The sequence below is a fragment of the Methanospirillum stamsii genome (assembly GCF_003173335.1).
Lineage (GTDB): Archaea > Halobacteriota > Methanomicrobia > Methanomicrobiales > Methanospirillaceae > Methanospirillum > Methanospirillum stamsii.
On record NZ_QGMZ01000028.1, the window covers coordinates 16524 to 35637 of the forward strand.

Consider the following 19114-nt stretch of genomic DNA (forward strand, 5'->3'; position numbering starts at 1 on the left):
TATATATTCTTTCACAGAGAACATTTTTATGTCTGGAATATTACAGAAAAAAGTAATCATCTGGCTCATTTTTTGCTTTGCCTGTCTCTCCTTTTCATCCTGTCTGGCAGATGATGCCATATCTTTCAAAAATGCCACCGGAATACGAAATTTTCTGCCTGACCCTCCCTATACAGAAGGAAGTATCCTGGTGCAGGCAGCAAATGGTCCGGACGGTATGGTCAGTTCCCTGTCTGATATCCATGCAGCAATCGGTGCATCGGTTGAGCGGGATTATGGAACCGTTGGGATCCCCGGCTTATCTCTTGTCAAGCTTCCGGAAGGGATGCTGGTTCCTGATGCAATCCGTTATTATTCCGGTAATCCGGCTGTTTTGTATGCAGAACCGGATTATTATGTTATAGCATTGAAAAATCCTGATGATCCGGAGTTCTGGCGGCAATGGGGACTTTCCAACACCGGATCCCTGTTTAAGGAGAATACCACTCCCGGAATACCCGGAGCAGACATCGGTGCCCTGGCTGGATGGGAAAAAGCCACAACCACGAACGGGACTATCATCGCCGTTCTTGACACCGGAGCAGATATTTATCATCCTGACCTAGTGGATAATATCTGGAGTTATTCAGGGTCCGGGACTCTTCTGCATGGAATAAATATCCTGGAAGATATGCCTGTTGAACCCTGGGATGATGACGGTCACGGAACTCATTGTGCCGGGATTATTGGTATGATTGGCAACAACGGACTCGGTGGGGCAGGGGTAGCCTGGAATACCACCATCATGCCCATAAAAGTCCTGGATTACCGCGGGTCCGGAAAATTATCAGATCTTGCATTTGGTATGGCCTATGCAACACTGTACAATGCATCGGTCATCAGTTGTTCGTTTGGAACAGAATACAGCCGGACAATGGAGGATATCATCCGTCAGTCCCCGGCACTTTTTGTCTGTTCAGCCGGAAACTATGTCGCAGATTTGAACCGGATTTCCCAGTATCCGGCTTGTTATAACTTTAGCAACGTGATTGCCATTGCTGCAACAGATGCACAGGACAATCTGTCATGGTTCTCAAATTATGGTAACCGGACGGTGCATGTCGGTGCTCCGGGCTCGGATATCTACAGCACTATTCCATCTGCATACTCCTACACCACAATCTTTGAAGATCCTGCATTTTCAGAGCAGAACTTTACATTATCCGGTAACTGGATCCATGTTCCCGGTACTCTTCCTGGAGAACCCGTATCATTACGCGGAGTTCTTTCAGAACAACCTGATAATTCTACCTTTGTCATTGAACTGAACAAGTCTGTTTATATTCCTGATGATATGGGTGAAATACCTAATCTGGTCTGGGATATAAAGGGGAATTTTAACGGATACCAGATAATCGAGTACTCCTTTGATGGTGAGCAATGGATTCCCCTTTGGGATTTTGATACTGAATTTAGGGAAGATGACTGGAGACAACTGTTTATTCCGCTCAATTCTGTATATCCGGGAACATCTGTCCGTTTCAGATATACTTATTCCCTGTTTGAAGGTGATATCAAATCTGATTTTTCCATCCGGGATATCAGGATTGGATACCGTGGACTGGTAATAAAACCGGAATATACTTACATGGATGGGACATCAATGGCAGCCCCCATGGTCTCCGGTATCGCTGGTTTAATCAAGGGGAAAAAACCGGATCTTACCGCCGGAGAGATAAAACAGGTCATCATGGATACTGCTTTTCCCATTCCCTCATTACATGATAAGACTGTTACTGGTGGAAGGGTCAACCTGGAAGCTGCCCTGAAAGCATTGGATGAGCCTTCTACGATCCAGCTCTTTCCGGGCTGGAACCATGTATCAGTTCCACGGCAGCCTGCAGTGGGATATGAGACTGCACAGATATTTGCGGGTGTAAACTCATCCGGTCATTCAGTCCTCAAATATCTGAATGATACCGCAGGATACCAGACTCTCTCTATGAATGATTTGGTGGTTCCTCTTCAGGGGTACTGGATTTATTCTTCAGAGAAAACCGGGGTTCCGATTACGTTTAGTGAACCAATGACAATCCTTTCACGGGAGATTCCGGCAGGATGGTCATCGGTAGGGGGCTGGACAGAGGCTGACATATCAGCAAATGAGACCTTTCACACGTTGTCCGGTTGGTCATATGCGACCGGGTACAATGCCGGGCTTCAGCAGTATGAAGAACCGATTATCCGGGGAGGAACCAGCAACCAGAGTGATACAAGACCTGTCCTGCCATACGAAGGATACTGGCTGTACTGTTCACAGAATGGGACATATCAGGCCGGGTTTGGATGAAGGAGGATATTTTCTATTTTTGAGACTGGATTTATCTCCAAATTTATTTCTGCTCTTATTTATCTTTTAGAAGAGGAAAATATTGGTTGATATTGACAACCTTGAAAAAACTCATTGTTCTTTTATTGGTTGATTGATTATTTCCAGAAAATTAACTCTGGAAAAATCTGAATCGTTTGTCACAATCTTGTTAAGACCGTATTGTTTACATGAAGCTGCAATAAGTGCATCATGAGGCATTAGATGGTAAATATTCATAATTTGAAAGATGTCATTTCCTGAATGAGATGGAAGGTTGATAAATATGGAGAAGAGATCTCGTAAATCCTCATAATCCATGTTGATAGAAGGCAATTTTTCTCGTATTCTCTTTGAAGACAACTGAGTTTGAGCCCTGAGAAAGCCCAAAATGACTTCAGAGTACACAATGTCATTGATGTATCCCTGAATTATTCCCATCTCTACTTTTTTAATATATTCTGAGGCAAGGGGGTAATTACCAGAGAGATGATAGAAATATTCGAATCAAAAAATACTTTCATCTTCTATCTCCTCAATAATCTTCTCTATAGAATTTGAGGATAGTATTCCTTTAGTTTTTCTTGTTATTGTCCCCTGAATGATTATCGTTGCCTTTGTTTTATCTGCTATTTCGGGTTTCTTTAGTGGCTTAAAAACCCCATCCTCATAGATAGCCTCAATTATTTCTCCCATATTTTAACCGATGATTTTTACATATAGATATACGTATCAATGATATACAAGTTTCATGGTCTGTACTGTTCTAATTTCAGAATAAATACGTTCCAGATATCCGTCTCTCATCTTGTTGGGTAACAAAACCTGAAAAACCTATTCGATCTAATGCATCGGTTGGGAAAAATTTATAATAATCCCGCTACCTGCATTAATACCCGCAAAGTGGTCGCATCGGGACACATTTTTTATCCTCCACCTGCTTAAAAGTGCAGCAGTAATCAACCGGAGTATTCTCCGGTGCCGGAATGGTATATACGAAAGTAACATCTGTCTGTGTGTAAGAGCCGGGCACAATTTCCCGGATTTTGACTTGTTCTGAACCCTCCTGAAATTCTAACGGAATCAGATCAAATTCCAGGGTCTTGTCCTCTTCTAAATACCTGATATCTGTCACCCGGACTATATCTCTAATCATATCACCGTTATTATCCACAAGTCGGATGGGTCCAGTTGTGGTATTAGTGATGAGAGCATGTTGAAGGGGCACTGTGACTGACCGGGTATCATATAAGACCGTTGCATTCGGGATTACATTCTGAATTTGAATCTGGTAGGTTCCCGGATCAGGTTCTGAAATGGAAGATATATTCCCTGACACGAGAACCTGCATAACCGGTGTTTCATCACCTACAACCGAAAAGATAAGGGTGAACTGCGATAGGAGAAGAATGATCATCGCAAACCGAAGTAAACGCTTCATACCATGAATGGAGAGGGTAAGAAGATATAGATTATGAATTTTTTATGACGGAATCTCGTTATCTATATGGCTTTCACCTGAAACAACGGAGGTGATTAACACGCCTTCAAGCACCAAAGACCCCTCTTCATGGATATCATGCATTTTTTGTCGGCAGACACAATTTCCCGGACAAACTCTCAAAATCGGAGTTTCATTCATGAGACCGGATTATCCGGGGGATTCCTGAAAAATATCCCCAGGATAACAAAAGGAACAAAATATAGAATCTCAATGCCCGGGAGATCGGCAAATACCCAGAAGATTCCCAGTGCTGCCACAAAAGGGGGAACCAGACACTTTTTTAAAAGACAGGTGGTTTCAGATGGGATAAGGTCCGGGTCGAGAAGGGCCGGATGTGAACCGGCATAATACCATAAATAGGCAAGCAGTATCCCGAGGAAAAAATAATTTATTTGAAAAAAATAATCTACAAAAATGTAGTCATTTTCCCCCAAATTACTAAACGACGAAGAGAATGGGATAAGGACGATTGCCATCAGAGCAAGCATGTGAACATGAAGAAAATGATAATCATAGGTTTTCATCCGATGGAACATCTGGAAGAACAACATCCAGAACATGGCAAGAAGGATAAAAACACCTAAAAAATCAAAGATTGAAAATATGGTGTCCTCGACAAAATGTTCAATTGTAATCTGTGATGCCTGTTCATACTTGTCTGACGTTATGATGTTTCTGGCTAGAAGCGTCATCGTAAACGCGAAGATACCGTTAGTGATTCGTTCCAGGTTGACCTTATTAATGGGTTCATGAATTGCCATTATTTATCCGTACAAACCAATAAGGGGTCTTATATTGATAATCCTTTGTCTGTTTGTCTCTGCTGGATAATTTATTATCCGGGAATGGAGAGAAAGAAGCCTCATTTATTGACACCTGTTTAACTTTCCTCCTTTTCTCAAATATTAACTTCAGATATGTTCGAAGAAAATCTGAAATATTATTCAACTAGGGTATACATTAATGCCCATCCCGTTAAATATCTACCTGTATGCAGGATCTCCCGAAACTTGGTCTGCAATGCACTTATCCGGAAAGGATTGACTATCTTTTTCTTTCGTGATTCAAACAACGAATGCGATTTTATCATTAAAAAAGGTACCAAAATCAGCGGAGCAGTTCAGGTCTGTTATCATTTGACCGGAGAGAATACAAAACGGGAGATTGCAGGTCTTTTATCCGCATGTCATTCGTTTAACCTGAAAACCGGGTATATTATCACCGAACAGACATCCCGGATCATCGAAGAAGAAGGAGTGGAGATACGAATAGTACCAATTGTCGAGTATCTTCTGGGATTTGCAAATATTGACTGATTTGTGGTGGATAACGATGAAAAAAACTTAGGGGGTAATTTTTATCGCCCGGTCATACACTATCTCATTCCAGGCCGGACCCACTGATGTTTCCGGCTCTACATATACCCTGAACCCGACAAAACAGGGTTCATCAGGCTCGACCCCATGTGCCCCGACACCGGAAGGTATCACTGAAGTTGACGGACTTCCGTCATCTTCGCGACAGATCTTTGCAACGTACAGGTATTGTGCATTGGGATTTCCGGGTAAATACTCTTCTGCAGTCCCTGTATAGTCATGATTAGAGATCCCTTCTATTCCATTCAGGGCAGCAAGACCATACAGGCCGAAATTTGCATAGGTGGCCTTTTTGGTTGCTACATGGTTCACCCCGTACACCATGATACATTCGCCAGGTTTGTCTCCGAGAACGGTATTGGTCGTATTCAGGTAGACAGTATCCCTGATATCTCCAAGTGCATCAATTCCTCTCTGGATGGCATCATATCCTTCAAAGATCCAGATCTTCGTTGTCAGATCCTGGACCTCATATCCCTCGTTTCGGTCAATAATTGCCTGACGGAGTTCTTCCAGATCATCCATCAGGTCCATTTCACGGGTATCTCCGGTTCCCCGTGGGATAACGTCCGGGACATCAAAAAATGCCGGTTCTTCTTCTGTTTCAGGAGTGAGACGGTATACAGTCCCCGGAGTGCTATTCATGTATGCATCTCCCTCTTCTTCATTTCTGAATAACGCTACCCGGTGCAGGGTCGTCAAGGTATCGGTCTCTGAATCAAGCCCCAGGTTAACAAGCGTATGTGGTACTACCAGGGTGTGGATGATATCCTCCGGATATCCGACAGCGGTAAGAGCTGTTCGTGCCTTTGTATCTGTATTCATATCAGCGGTAAAGATGATGATAATCGGTTTTGAAAAAACACCGGAGTTGTATGCAGGCTCGTCTTTCAGACGGGAGAGACTTATGGCATCTCCAAGACTTGCATACACCCGGCGTTTCTCATTTGAAAGCGGGAAATATCTTGTGGCTAAATACCCGCAATAACTGAAATAATCACATTCCGGCGGGGTCGTTCCGATGTAGACAAAAGCCTCGTCCGGACGGGTATGATAATCAAGCCAGAGTCCCTTGTTCTCCGGATTAATCGGTGAATCAGAGATGGTATTGTTACTCGTCTGTCCGGGTGCTTTTGGAACCTTAAACGACATGTACGGAGCACTTGGATTAATGGCATAACACGACGGAGTAATTCCGGCATCATAGAGGCCGATTGCGTCAACGGTCTGCATCTTTCCAAGACCTACTGAAAAACCGGTATCCTGGAACGCCTGAACTGTTGTATTCACGTCAATTCCGGAATTGTCAGTTAATCCGGACACACTGAAAAGTGTTAAAAATAAAAGAATCATCACTAACCGAAACACACGTTGCATACCATGAATTATGGTGCTCAGGAGATATAGATTGTGAGTTGACTAAAAAAAATCCGCTGAATTTAAAATCCTGATCCCGGAGGCGGATGATATACTCGTCAAGGGTTGACCAGTCCGGTAAATAGGGCCAGTATGTTCCATTCCCTTTCGGGAGTATGTATTATCAACTTATCACCTGATATTTTTCATTTACAAAAAAAAGAGAAAAAAACGGATGGCTATATCGTATTGCTCATTAAATTTTAAACTTTGTCATCTCTCTTGAAATTGCATCTGCAATACCACTGACATTAGTCACAACCCGGCCTATCTGTTCAATTGAAGCTGAAGCCTCCTCGGTTGCTGCTGCTGCATCCCCGGCTTCCCGTGATGTTCCCTGGAGAAGAACCGACACTTCATTCACACTGGCCGTTATCTCCTCGACTGATGCAGCCTGTTCTTCAGAGGAAGAGGCCATATCCATCGCATTACGGGTAATATCTTCGATTGAATCTGCTATCTTTGTAAACGCAGCGACTGTCTTCTCAAGAGAGTGATTCCCGTCTTCAACTGCTGATCCGGCAGTGATGATTGCATCATTTGCTTTACTTGCCTTGGCCTGGAGATTTGCGATCATATCTGCGATATTCTCAGCAGAAGTCCGGGAATCCTGGGCCAGGGACTTGACTTCAGCAGCGACAACCGCAAATCCCCGCCCTGCTTCTCCAGCCCGTGCAGCTTCTATTGCAGCGTTCAGGGCAAGAAGGTTAGTCTGATTGGAGATATCGGTGATAAGCCGAACAATCTTTCCGATCTCCTCCATCTGCTTATTAATCTCCTTGACTATCTGGTCAACCTCTTGTGTCGAACTGGTAATCCCGCTCATCGCAGATTCAGACTTCTTCGCAAGTTCAATTCCTTCTTTTGAGAATTGGTTTGCCTGGGTAGCTGATCCTGATACCATTTCTGCCCGTTGTGAAACTTCACCGACGGTAATGGTAAGGTCTTCCATAGCCTTCAGGACCTGGGTAACCCCGTCATCTCCCTGCTCTGCATTTGCACTAACGCTCCCTGCATTCTTTGCAATCTGCTGAGCACCTGCTGAAACCTCCTGAACACTTGCGGTTGCTTCTTCAGCATTTGAGGCTAATTCAAGGATCTGCTTGTTTATTACCTCGATGGCCCCACAGATCTGAATGCCGATATCATCAAGTGCGGTTTTAAATCCTACCCAGTCACCATTAACCGTAATAGCGGGATCAAATCTAACGGTAAAGTTCGCTTTTGCGTATTCCTGAGCAATCCGAATGGCCTCCTGGACCGGGGTTACCACTGTATCAAGTGTTTCATTGATCCCGACAACAATCCCTTTCCAGGCTCCATTATACCGGGAGATATCTCCTCTTACTTTCAGATCTCCTGCAGTAGCTCCTTTTGACAGACGGTCAGTTTCAATAATCAGATCTCTGAGCACCCGGTTTGATTCATTGATATTATTTTTAATTACAGCATAATCCCCGGGATATTCTTCGGTGATATCAGCCACTTCCCGACCATTTGCAACATCCTCAATCCACTTCGCCGCTGCATTCAGGGGTATTCCAACGGTTTCAAGGGTCTGGTTCACTCCTTTGAGAACCTCTGCAAAATCTCCGGCAACCTTTGCCGCATCGGCACGATATTTTAGATCTCCCCGGATTGCTGCCTGAGCCAGATTATTTGCCTGAAGAACAAGGTTTTTCACCGAATCCCGTGCATGGTGAAGATTATCTGAGAGTACTGCTATCTTTTCCCGGACATCTCTGGTGTACTGATCGGCAGCTGGAATCCTGACATCAAAATTCGTCTTTCCTTCTGCAAACTGACCTAGGCAATAGGTGATATTATTGACTGATTCATCAAGATATTTTTCAACCTTCTTAATGGCCGTGACATCCTGAATCACCTCTACATGACCAATATCTTTTCCTGATGCATCTTTCACATACTCGACATCAACTTTGTAAAATCCTCCGTCCTGTTCGAAGAATGTCTCTCTCATTCCAGCCCGCAGACATTCAATACCGCAGTCCCTTGTTCTGCAGATATTGGCATTCCATCGGTTACATTGGGTGCCGATTGCCGCTTTTTTATCAACATTTGCCATCTTCGCAGTGGCAGGATTGAGGAAGGTCCAGTTCATATTCAGATCGGTGACCGAGACCGGAAACGGAATGGCATCAAGAATAGATTCATACCATGCCGCTTTATTTTCCATCTCTTTTTGCATTTTGACAAGGGGGGTGATTTCAGTTACTACTTCAACGTGGCCCACATTTTCTCCTTTTGCATTCTTCACATAGGCCACGTCAACCTTGAAATGTCCCCCGGACTGCTCAAAGTTGGTTGAAGTAAATCCCTTCCGAAGTCTTACAATTCCACAGTTTTCCGTATTACAGATCCCGGCACCCCATTCTTTGCAGGGATGACCCATGATCTCTTTCCGGCTGACTTTGAGCATATCTTCAACAGCCTTGTTTACAAAGGTCCATTTTGCATTGAGGTCGGTAACGGTAATCGGAAACTGCATCGAATCAAGGATAGATTCGTACCAGGCAACTTTATCGGCCATCGTACCGACCGTTGCATTAATTCCCTCAATGATCCTCCGGTATTCACCCTCATGCCTGCTGGCATCTGCCCTGATATCAAAATTTCCTTTTGCTGCTGCATCGACCAGGAGATTGGTGTCATTCGTCAAAGCCTGCAGATTTCCAAACGCTTTTATCAATCCGGGGACAACCCTGTCCTGCTCTGATCGTCTTCCTATCTTTTGATATGTACCAAGTTCTGAAAGATCACCTTCACTGATTTGAATAATAGAATCTACGATATGATTCACCCGCTCCCGGACTGCATTAATATTCGAGGCAAAGGTGACAAAATCGCCTTGATATGCAGCTTCATTCATTCCCTTTGTATGGTCATTTACTGCCATCCGCTCCAGCACGGCACCTGCATCACGAAGGGGTTTTATAATCGCATCAAGACTATTATTGATTCCTTCAACGATCTTCCGGTATTCACCCTGATGCCGGGTAATGTCAGCCCGGGTGTTAAGTTTTCCCTCAACTGACGCTTGAATAAGGGTATCACAGTCCTGAACAAGGGCCAGAATATTCTCCCTCAGTTTATCCATTCTCTCATTTGCAAGGGCCTGCTTACCGGGCATTTTCTCAAGCACCGGACTGAAATCACCTTCTGAATATGCCGTAAGAACAGACAGAATCTTCAGAACACTACTGATATGAATCCCGACAGCGTCATTATAACCTGCGATAATTTCTTTGTAAAAGCCATTGTACCGGTTGATATCAATTAAAGCCTCGATATTACCTGCTTTCTGCTCTTCGTACATCTTTGTTGTATCTGAAAGCAGGGATGTCAGACTGTCAATACAGGTATTCAGATTATTCTTTATCTCCTTGAAATCCCCGTTATACTCATCAGTAATCTTTGGCGGTATATCTCCCTTTGATATCCGGTCTACATACTCTGCTGCAACGTTGAGCGGCCCGATAATGGCATCCAGGGTTCCATTGATTCCTTCGGTCAGACTCCGAAGTTCACCGGAATAAGCCTCCGGATCAAGCCGGCTGTCAAGATAGCCGGCCTGGCATCGTTCGGTAAGGGTGATAATATCACGAACTGCTTTCTTCTCGGCGGTTTTATCAATATAATACGCGATAATTGAGACTAATGTACCTTGGTTATCGTAAAATGGATTATAGAAGTACTCAAGGTTTTTTGTTCCAGTGGATACAACTGCGTCCATCACACCGGTAACCTGGCTCTTTGTTTCAAGAGCCTCGGCAAGTGATCCGCCAACCCGGTTTCTCACATCAAAATCGGAAAGTTTCATCGTGGAGAGTTTATCCATCGGGGTATCAATCAGGTCTGCAAACGCAACATTCGCAGCTGCAATTGAAAGATCAGGCAAAATATCTATGAGCGGTGTTGGGGCATTCCTGATAATAAACTCTGATTTTTGTCGAAATGCAACCATATCTGTAATATCGACAAGGGTTGACATCAGACAGTTCTGTCCGTTATATTCAATCACCTGCAGGGTCACCAGACAGGGAAATATTGTTCCATCAAGACGCTTGTGTTCCCATTCAAAGGTAGTGGTTTCGCCGGAAAAAGCCAGATCAATGTATTTTTTTGAACCTTTGAGCGAATCAGTTCCGTCACTTTGTTTTTCCGAGGAGATGATTGCCGGAGATTTGCCAATAATATCTTCAACGGCTGATGCACCGAGCATTGTGTACGTTGCAGCATTACAATCAAGAAACAGCCCGTCAGGTCCGATTATCTGAACCGCTGAAGGAATTGCATCAATAATGCTCTTTAAAGAAGCAATATCATCAGTTCTTGTTTTTAAATCCATATTTATCGCATCCGGGTAATCCTGGCATCTGCCAAAAATCACAGAGATTGAAAATTTGATTGCAATGTAGTTAAATCATCATGCTTGTGCGCAGAAATACATATCTTTAAATATTAATGTGGTGGAATTAAATGTTCTGATCATAAATCATTTTTTATGACAAACCATTATTGTTGCTGGACAGGTTCAATGGATAAATATGGTTAATAATTCCCATGAGTGATATCCATAATAGAATCCTCTCAGTACTTTCTTCAGAGGATTCAGCCCTTAAAATAAAAGAGATAGCCGCACGTTGTGGTCTGGATCCCCATACCGCAGCAAGGAATCTTGATGTTCTTGAAGTCCTTGGCAGGGTTCGAAAAGTTGAGGTTGGAACTGCGAAGAAGTACCACCTCATCGAAGCAATTCCGGTGTCTGGTCTTATTGACATAAGTTCAGATCTTGTAATAATACTCAATACAAAACTAAAAATTCAGTATGTGAATCAAAAAGCACAGAAAATACTTGATCTTATGAATAAACCGGTAATTGGTGAAAGACTGGATCTTCTCCAGCTTGATCTCTTCTCTCATCCGAAGGTTATCAGCGGACTTAAAACCTTCACTCATGATAAAGTCTACCGGGAGGTGATTCCGTATATCAGGAACGGGCAGGAGTCATGGTATGCCATATCAATAATAGGCATATCTCTCTCGGTAAATTCACAATTAATTGCCATAATAGCCGAAGATGTCACTGAAACACGAAAAATTCAGGCTAAACTTAAAGAAAACGAGGAGAAACTGCGTTCATTCACCACAAATATTCCCGGAATAACCTATCGTTACACCCTCGCCGCTCGGAAAACCGAATTTTTCAACGACAACCTGCAAAAGATGACCGGTTATCATGAACAGGAGATTACCACAAAGGATCATGTTGCCCTTCATTCCCTGGTGATTCCTGAAGATGTTGATGGAATTACCGCTTCAATAGCCAGTGCACTTCGGTCAGGAGAAGGGTATTCTGCCCAGTACCGGATCAGAAGAAAGGATGGAGTGTGCATTCATCTTCAGGAACAGGGAAGTCCCTATAGGGGTGAAGATGGCGGGATTAGATGGATTGATGGGGTAATAATTGACATAACCCCGGCTAAAGAGATAGAAGAGAAGAATATCCGGTTGGAGAAGCGATACCATTCCCTGTTTGAGTCAGTCCCTGTTGCTATTTGTGAGGATGATTTCTCACAATTCAGGATGTACATTGAAGAGATGAGATGGGCCGGAATTGCTGATTTTAAGGAATATTTTGAGCAGAACCCGAAAGAGATCAGGAAATGTATGGGACTGATAACAAATATCGGGTTTAATCCTGAACTTGTGCGACTTTTTGGGTTCGAATCAAAATCGGCGTTTAAAAGAAATTTTCCCTTTCTATTTACTCAAGAATCCCAAAAAACCATTCAGGAATTATTTGTCTCCCTCGCTGATGGAAAAACCTCATTTAAAGGAGAATTATCTCTTAAATCAGCAAAAGGCAAAGTTCTTCATATTATTGCATATGTGTCGGTTATGCAGGAGGCAACACCTGCCCTGTCCCGGGTTCTTACCACCTGTTATGACGATACGAGCCGAAAAGAGGCCTATGATCTCCTGATAAAGAGTGAACAGGCAATGGCTGATATGCAAGTCCGTAAGATTTCCGATGCAACAGATGATGCCCTGTTTATGCACTCCGGCGGGCAGATCTGTGAGGTGAACGCAAGTGCTGTCCGGATGTTTGGATATTCTGAAGAAGAATTAAAAGGGATGTCAATCCTCACGCTTGTTACTCCCGAATATCGGGACTATGTCCTGGAACAACTCTTAAAGGAAGATGACGGAACCTATGAGTCAGAAGGATTGACAAAAGATGGGAAAATTCTCAGGCTGATGGTACGGGCAACCACTATCAGAAATAAGAATAAATTAATGAGATATTCAGCGGTAAAAGATATCACTATTATCAGGGAAAAGGAGCATGAACTTAAAGCCAGTGAAGAGAAGTTCAGATCACTTGTCCAGAACTCTCCGAATGCAATAATACTCATCGATGAGCAGGGATTAATCATTGAATGGAATACCGCAGCCGAATCCTTCTTTGGTATCCCCCGGAAAGAGGTGGTGGGTCAGGTGTACTGCGATTTCCTGGTATCCTCGATGATTCCAGAACGCCGGACACCGGAGAGGATTGAAAGAATTTTTACAATTATATCGGAAGCATTAGCGACCGGCAGGTCTGATTACCTGAAAACCCCGATCGAAGCTGAGATAATAACATCTGATGGTGTCCGGCGGTATATCCGGCAGACGGTATTTCCCATCCCGACAGAGACCCGTTTCAGGCTTGGATCCATTACTATGGACATTACTGAACAAAAGGAGAATGAAAAATGGCTTCAAGCCTCTCATCTGGACCTTCAGGCAGCATATGAAGAGATATCAGCAACAGAAGAGGAGTTGCGGGTTAATTACGAAGAACTGGCGAAGAAATCAGAAGAATTGAAAGAGAGCAAGGATCTTCTTACCTTGAAACTGGATCATATTCTCACTCCTGATTATGATGTCACCGAGGAAGAACTCGCCAATATTATCGATTGCGAAGAAATTCAACGTATAATGGATGATTTTTATGCTCTAAGCGGGATTGGAATTGCCATTGATGATCTGAATGGAAAAATTCTTGTCGCAACCGGATGGCAGGATATCTGCACAAAATTTCACCGGGTTAATCCTGAAACAGAAAAAAACTGTCTTGAAAGTGACATAATACTGACGTCCGGTGTTAAGCCAGGGGAGATAAAGGCATACAAATGCAAAAATAATCTCTGGGATCTGGTAACTCCGATAATGATAGGGTCACATCATGTTGGAAATCTCTTCCTCGGACAGTTTTTCTATACTGATGAACAGGTAGATCTGGACATTTTCAGGAAGCAGGCAGCAATGTATGGTTTTAATCCTGATGAATATCTCGCTGCTCTTGACCGGGTTCCCCGATGGAGCAGGGAGACGGTAACTCTGGTGATGGACTTTTACAAGCGGTTTGCAGGGCTTATCTCCCGGCTCAGTTACAGCAACCTGAAGCTTGCAAAAACATTGACCGATAATGAGATGATATTGCAGGATTTGGCAGGATCTCAAGAGAAATACCGACGATACTGTGAATTTTCTCCGCTGGGTGTCCTTGTGGCTGATATAACTGGACATTTTGTCGATGTAAACCCTATGGCCTGTTCAGTGCTCGGATATTCGCTGGATGAACTGATGGGAATGGATCTTTTATCCTTGTTTCCGGCTGAAAACAGGGCCTTGGCAGATGAGTACTTTTTTTCACTGGTCCGGATGGGGTTTATATCATATGAAATAAAGATGCAAAGAAAGGATGAAACTGCGATTTCTGTTCTTATTAATGCCGTCGGGCTTCCAGATGACACATATATGATATTTATCACTGAACTGACCGAGAGAGATAAGGCAAGACAGAGGGAAGCGTCAGCACTTGGGCAGATTGAGAGGAATATTTACCAGTTGGCAACGCTCAATGACCAGATACGAAATCCGCTTTCAGTTATCAGCACCTTATGTGAGATAGATAATCCTGTTCATTTTGAACAGATACAGCAGCAGATAATGATAATTGATCAGATAATCAGAAAGGTAGACCAAGGCTGGATTGAGTCGGTGAAGATAAGAGAATTTTTGCACAAGCACCATGGAATTATCCTGCATCAGGATGATTAAAGGGCAATTTTTGGAAATTTTTAAAAAAAATTTATTTAGGTTTTTTCTGAAAAGATGCTTCATTTCCAAACACTATAGATTCGATGGACTTCTCAAAAAATTATCCGGTGTACCGGTAATACATATGTTTTACCAGTTCACTGCATACAAAAAATGCCGCAACCAGACTGAAAATTATCCCGAGATGCATGGCAGACGGCGGGTAAAAATGAAATAATTTCTCTCCGATGACCGTATACGGGAGCAGGACGGTAGCTAAGGCTGCAACCGCTGTGAGAAGTATAACATACCCGGAAGGTCGTTCAGCCTGGTAACATGGCAGTTTTGTCCGTATCGAGAAGAGAAATACGAGCTCAGTGAGGATACTCCCCACAAACCAGTTTGTCTGCAGGATCTTGTCTCCCTCATGCATGAAAAATGCAAAAAACATGAGATCAAATACGGTCACAACTACCCCGAGCAATGTTGCGACCAGCATTATTTCCCGGACTTCATATTTTCTCGGTTTTTTGACTTCATTTTTATCAACCGTATCGGTAGCGATGGAGATCATTGGAAAATCTGACAGGAGGTTTACCAGAAGTATCTGAATCGGGAGCATCGGCAGAAAAGAAATGAACATGGATCCGATTGCAATCGCGTAAAAATGACCGAAGTTAGATGCAAGTGTTGCCTTCAGATACTTAACACTATTTGCAAACACCCCTCTTCCGCTCTCAATTCCATCCATTATCACCTCCAGGTTCTTCTGAAGCAGGATGATATCAGCAGCTTCCCTTGCAATATCTGCTGCACTCTCAACTACCATTGACACACCGGCCAGTTTGAGGGCCGGAGCATCATTGATTCCTTCCCCTAAAAATCCGACGGTAAATGAACGCTGAAGGGTCTTGATAATATCATATTTCTGTTCCGGGGTGACCCGTGCGATGACCGCATGCCTGGTTATTGCCTCTGCCCGGTCGTTTTCAGGTAACTCCTGCAAAACAGAACCGGTAAGGACCATCGATGGATCATCAAGTAACCCGATTTTTACCCCTACCGCTCCTGCAACCTCCGGACTGTCTCCGGTGATGATTTTAATCGCAACACCAAGTTCCCTGGCTTTCTCTACGGCATGATAAGTGGATGGTTTGATTGGATCGGCAAAGGCCATAACGCCAAGGAATTGTAGATCCTGTTCATCTTCAGGAATTATTGTTTCTTTTTCTCCCGGAAACGTCCGTTTTGCAATGGCAATCGTTCGCTCTCCTGCTTTTCCCTTATCAGAGATCCACTTCTCAATCCCCTCTTTTTCAGAATTTAAAAGAGAAGATAAGCCGATGATTACCTCTGGTGCACCCCGGACGATCATGAATGTTTCTTTCTCGTTCCTGATGAGAACCGCATTTCTCCGCCGAACCGGGTCAAACGGCAATTCCATCAGCCGCTTAGAACCATTGTCCGGTAAAACCTGCCAATCTGCAGCCTCCTTTTCTATTGCAATGTCAAACGGCTCTGTTTTTTCCAGCGTCTGTGCAACGGTCAGAGCAGCATATGAGAGGAGAGCTGGGTGTGCATCCGGAGAATAATCCGTCGCACTGAGGGAGTTTTCTGTCAGGGTTCCGGTCTTGTCAGAGCAGAGTACCTCAATACTTCCAATATCCTCAATTGCGGTGAGCCGTTTAACAATAACCTCATGTTTGGCAAGTTGCAGGGCACCTCTTGAAAGAGAGACTGTTGTTACAACGGGAAGAGCTTCAGGAACGACACTTACCACAAGAGCGATACAAAATACGACCAGTTCGAAAACATCTGCATTTTCACCTTTAATTACCAGGTTTGCCAGGAAAATGAAGACCAGGGTTATCAAAATCATCCGTAAGATAAAACTGCTGAAACTGCTGATTCCTTTTGAAAACTCACTCTCTTTTGTGGTTTCCACGGTCAGTTTTGCAATCCTGCCCATGGTCGTCCGCTCTCCTGTCTCAAGGACAAGAGCGGTTGCCTCACCTTCTACAACTGATGTCCCGCTAAAGAGAAGATTATGGCTTTCATAGATATTTTTTGGAACAGAGGGGAGTATATCTGCATCTTTTAAGACCGGTACCGATTCACCGGTCAGGGTCGTCTCATTGACAATAAGATGGTTGGTATGTATAACCCGGAGATCAGCAGGTATGGCATCTCCGGTCACAAGACTGATGATATCTCCTTTTACCAGGTTTCGTGAATCGATTACCTGCCAGTTATTATCCCTTTTTACCCGGCTCCGGGGACTGATAAACTGCTGCAATGCCCGGAGTGACTGTTCTGATTTGTATTCCTGGTAAAATCCAAGGGCAGCGTTGATGAAAACAAATCCGACAATGATTCCTGCATCGACATGCTCACCGATGGCATACACGATGACCGCAGCAACCAAAAGCAGGTAAATAAAAGGGGATTTAAACTGCCGGATTGCAATCTCCCACCAGTGTACCTGAGTAGCAGATATCTCGTTTAATCCATCTCTCTGGAGAGATGCACCGGCATTTTCCTGGGAAAGGCCTTCTGGTAATGAGGTGTGAAATAGTTCCTGAAGATTTTCTAATGAAAGTGATGCATATTGGAATATCCCGATTTTATGTTCTTCTTCACTGCCATGAGTCGTCATGTTCTCTCCGGGTCCATTGAAAGACAGGTATCCCGCCGGATGCCAGAATAGATCCCTGTTTTTTCCTCTCATCCGGACAGAGAACTATCCTGCTTTCTCAATATGCTGAGAATGATATTAATGATTGTGAGGAGAATCACCGCCACATACCGGATGATCAGAGGGACAGGATAGGGAAGGTGTCACGTTCTGCTCATGGTATATGAGCTCAAAAATCCCTGAAGCTGATAGCAAAGAGGAATGGTATGGAGTAGGAGAAAAGATCATGAACTAATTTCCTGGCGGTTTTCTGATGATTTTCCATACCTGACTGCAATAATCACTCCTGCGAATACAAGAATAACTCCGATATATCCGTGTAGTGGGAGTACTTCCTGTAAGAGGACATAACCGAACAAGGCGGCAAAGACTGATTCCAGGGTATAAATAAGACCGGTATGTTCCGGAGACGTAAATTCCTGTGCAACGGCCTGCAGAACGAATCCGACGAGTGTGCAGAGTATGGCAAGATACAGGATTATCAAACCGCTTGTAAGATTCATGGTCTGGAGAGGCATTTCCAGGAAAAAAGCGGGTCCAATAGCGAACAAAGCAGTGAATCCAAGTTGTAACACTCCGATAGTGACGGCATTTTCTCCGGCGGATAACACCCATTTTGTTGTCACAATCTGGGTAGCATAACAAAGAGCAGCAATCAGGCAGAGAACAGTGCCAAAATCTATGGTCATTCCTTCCTTAAGTGTGAGAAGTCCGACTCCGGACAGGCAGAGCAGTATTGCAAAGATAAGAAATGAATTGGGGATTTTATGGAAGATTAGAACCTGGATTATGGGGATGAATACTATCGTTGTTGCCATGAGAAATCCGGCTGAAGTCGTCGGTGAGGTCTCCATTCCGGTGAGGAGAAATATGAATCCAAGAAAGAAACAAAATCCCAGAATTGCACTGGAGGCCAGGGTGTGAAGATAAATCTTTGACATATGCCCCCAGAGAAGGATTATTCCGACAAAGAACGCGATACTGAACCGAAGGGCAATGAGTGTGTAAATGCCAAAACTATCCATTCCCCATTTCATTGCAACATAAGACGAACCCCATATCAGGACAATGAGGACCAGGATGAGATCTGCGGTTGTTTGTTTCATGTATGTCTGATTTGGGTTTTATGCATTTTCAGAGGCAGGGGGGCTGAAAAAAGATATTTTTCCTTTGATTTATTCGAAAAATAATTTGATATCCAAAGAATATTCTGCATGCTTTTTCTGGTGTACAGAGGTATGGTTTGCTGCCCGTAATTATGTATGGGTTATCAGAATTTTTGGACACATGAGATAATTATTATTTTGTCATGATCACCAGGAGAAGAATCTGCCTTCTTTTAGATCTCCTTTGGGAATTATTAACTCATGTCTTGGGGATTACTATTTCCATGTGCACATTCATCATAATGCCGGATTTACGATTCCTTTTTGCCTGAAAAGCAGGTATTTAGAATACAAATTCCATAAGGATTTGATTACCGGTGAACGGAATTAAATCCGGCTACTAGGGCCGGCCTTACCATCAATGAGAATGCTGATCCGGATGTAAAACGGGATATCCTTGTCGGTCTTGCCCGCCAGGTTTCGTCATCCGGAGATTATCTGCATGCTGAAGGGAATTCCGATACTCATATCAAGGCATCGCTGCTGGCATCACTATGA

At 43.6% G+C, this 19114-nt stretch carries 11 protein-coding genes and 1 pseudogene; 4 read left to right on the plus strand and 8 right to left on the minus strand.

The window, feature by feature from the left end; translation table 11 throughout:
- Positions 1-28 precede the first annotated feature (28 nt).
- Complete coding sequence (locus DLD82_RS12740; RefSeq protein WP_109941513.1) at positions 29-2329, plus strand: S8 family serine peptidase; 2301 nt, start codon at positions 29-31, stop codon at positions 2327-2329.
- Between the two features lie 111 nt (positions 2330-2440).
- Here the strand turns inward: DLD82_RS12740 and DLD82_RS12745 are convergent, their stop codons facing one another.
- From DLD82_RS12745 to DLD82_RS12760, 4 genes are all read right to left on the minus strand, one after another.
- Positions 2441-2803 (minus strand): PIN domain-containing protein, encoded by a 363-nt coding sequence (locus DLD82_RS12745; RefSeq protein WP_281268009.1) that lies wholly within the window; start codon positions 2801-2803, stop codon positions 2441-2443.
- Between the two features lie 51 nt (positions 2804-2854).
- A complete protein-coding gene (locus DLD82_RS12750) occupies positions 2855-3043 on the minus strand; it encodes an antitoxin family protein (protein ID WP_109941515.1) in 189 nt (62 codons plus the stop codon).
- A gap of 193 nt (positions 3044-3236) precedes the next feature.
- Positions 3237-3788, minus strand: coding sequence for a hypothetical protein (locus DLD82_RS12755; RefSeq protein WP_146199792.1), 552 nt, complete (start codon positions 3786-3788; stop codon positions 3237-3239).
- A gap of 197 nt (positions 3789-3985) precedes the next feature.
- Entirely contained in the window at positions 3986-4612 is a 627-nt protein-coding gene (locus DLD82_RS12760; protein ID WP_109941517.1) for a TMEM175 family protein, read from the minus strand.
- A 249-nt stretch (positions 4613-4861) separates the two neighbouring features.
- Here DLD82_RS12760 and DLD82_RS12765 point away from each other — a divergent pair, with 249 nt between their 5' ends.
- Positions 4862-5167, plus strand: a complete 306-nt coding sequence (locus DLD82_RS12765) for an ATP-binding protein (protein WP_109941518.1) — start codon at positions 4862-4864, stop codon at positions 5165-5167.
- Positions 5168-5194: 27 nt separating this feature from the next.
- Here the strand turns inward: DLD82_RS12765 and DLD82_RS12770 are convergent, their stop codons facing one another.
- Together DLD82_RS12770 and DLD82_RS12775 are read right to left on the minus strand one after the other, a co-directional pair.
- The gene (locus DLD82_RS12770; protein WP_181391430.1) at positions 5195-6604 is read right to left on the minus strand and encodes a hypothetical protein; all 1410 of its coding nucleotides are present in this window, start codon (positions 6602-6604) and stop codon (positions 5195-5197) included.
- A 235-nt stretch (positions 6605-6839) separates the two neighbouring features.
- Positions 6840-11012, minus strand: a complete 4173-nt coding sequence (locus tag DLD82_RS12775; RefSeq protein ID WP_109941520.1) for a methyl-accepting chemotaxis protein — start codon at positions 11010-11012, stop codon at positions 6840-6842.
- A 215-nt stretch (positions 11013-11227) separates the two neighbouring features.
- On the opposite strand from DLD82_RS12775, the gene DLD82_RS12780 reads away from it, so the two are divergent.
- On the plus strand, positions 11228-14776 hold the full coding sequence (locus DLD82_RS12780) for a PAS domain S-box protein (RefSeq protein WP_109941521.1): 3549 nt from the start codon (positions 11228-11230) through the stop codon (positions 14774-14776).
- 100 nt (positions 14777-14876) lie between these two features.
- Here DLD82_RS12780 and DLD82_RS12785 read toward each other — a convergent pair whose 3' ends face one another.
- A complete protein-coding gene (locus tag DLD82_RS12785) occupies positions 14877-17411 on the minus strand; it encodes a cation-translocating P-type ATPase (RefSeq protein ID WP_181391431.1) in 2535 nt (844 codons plus the stop codon).
- A 263-nt stretch (positions 17412-17674) separates the two neighbouring features.
- Positions 17675-18556 carry a DMT family transporter gene (locus DLD82_RS12790; RefSeq protein WP_109941523.1) on the minus strand — a complete coding sequence of 294 codons (882 nt, stop codon included), beginning with the start codon at positions 18554-18556 and terminating at the stop codon, positions 17675-17677.
- A gap of 408 nt (positions 18557-18964) precedes the next feature.
- On the opposite strand from DLD82_RS12790, the pseudogene DLD82_RS12795 reads away from it, so the two are divergent.
- A pseudogene (locus tag DLD82_RS12795) lies at positions 18965-19114 on the plus strand (YjbQ family protein); the annotation flags it as partial.

Coding starts and splice junctions, on each gene's coding strand:
- DLD82_RS12790 (WP_109941523.1), bottom strand. CDS start 18,556: ATGAAACAAACAACCGCAGATCTCATCCTGGTCCTCATTGTCCTGATA.
- DLD82_RS12785 (WP_181391431.1), bottom strand. CDS start 17,411: ATGACGACTCATGGCAGTGAAGAAGAACATAAAATCGGGATATTCCAA.
- DLD82_RS12755 (WP_146199792.1), bottom strand. CDS start 3,788: ATGAAGCGTTTACTTCGGTTTGCGATGATCATTCTTCTCCTATCGCAG.
- DLD82_RS12750 (WP_109941515.1), bottom strand. CDS start 3,043: ATGGGAGAAATAATTGAGGCTATCTATGAGGATGGGGTTTTTAAGCCA.
- DLD82_RS12740 (WP_109941513.1), top strand. CDS start 29: ATGTCTGGAATATTACAGAAAAAAGTAATCATCTGGCTCATTTTTTGC.
- DLD82_RS12775 (WP_109941520.1), bottom strand. CDS start 11,012: ATGGATTTAAAAACAAGAACTGATGATATTGCTTCTTTAAAGAGCATT.
- DLD82_RS12770 (WP_181391430.1), bottom strand. CDS start 6,604: ATGCAACGTGTGTTTCGGTTAGTGATGATTCTTTTATTTTTAACACTT.
- DLD82_RS12780 (WP_109941521.1), top strand. CDS start 11,228: ATGAGTGATATCCATAATAGAATCCTCTCAGTACTTTCTTCAGAGGAT.
- DLD82_RS12760 (WP_109941517.1), bottom strand. CDS start 4,612: ATGGCAATTCATGAACCCATTAATAAGGTCAACCTGGAACGAATCACT.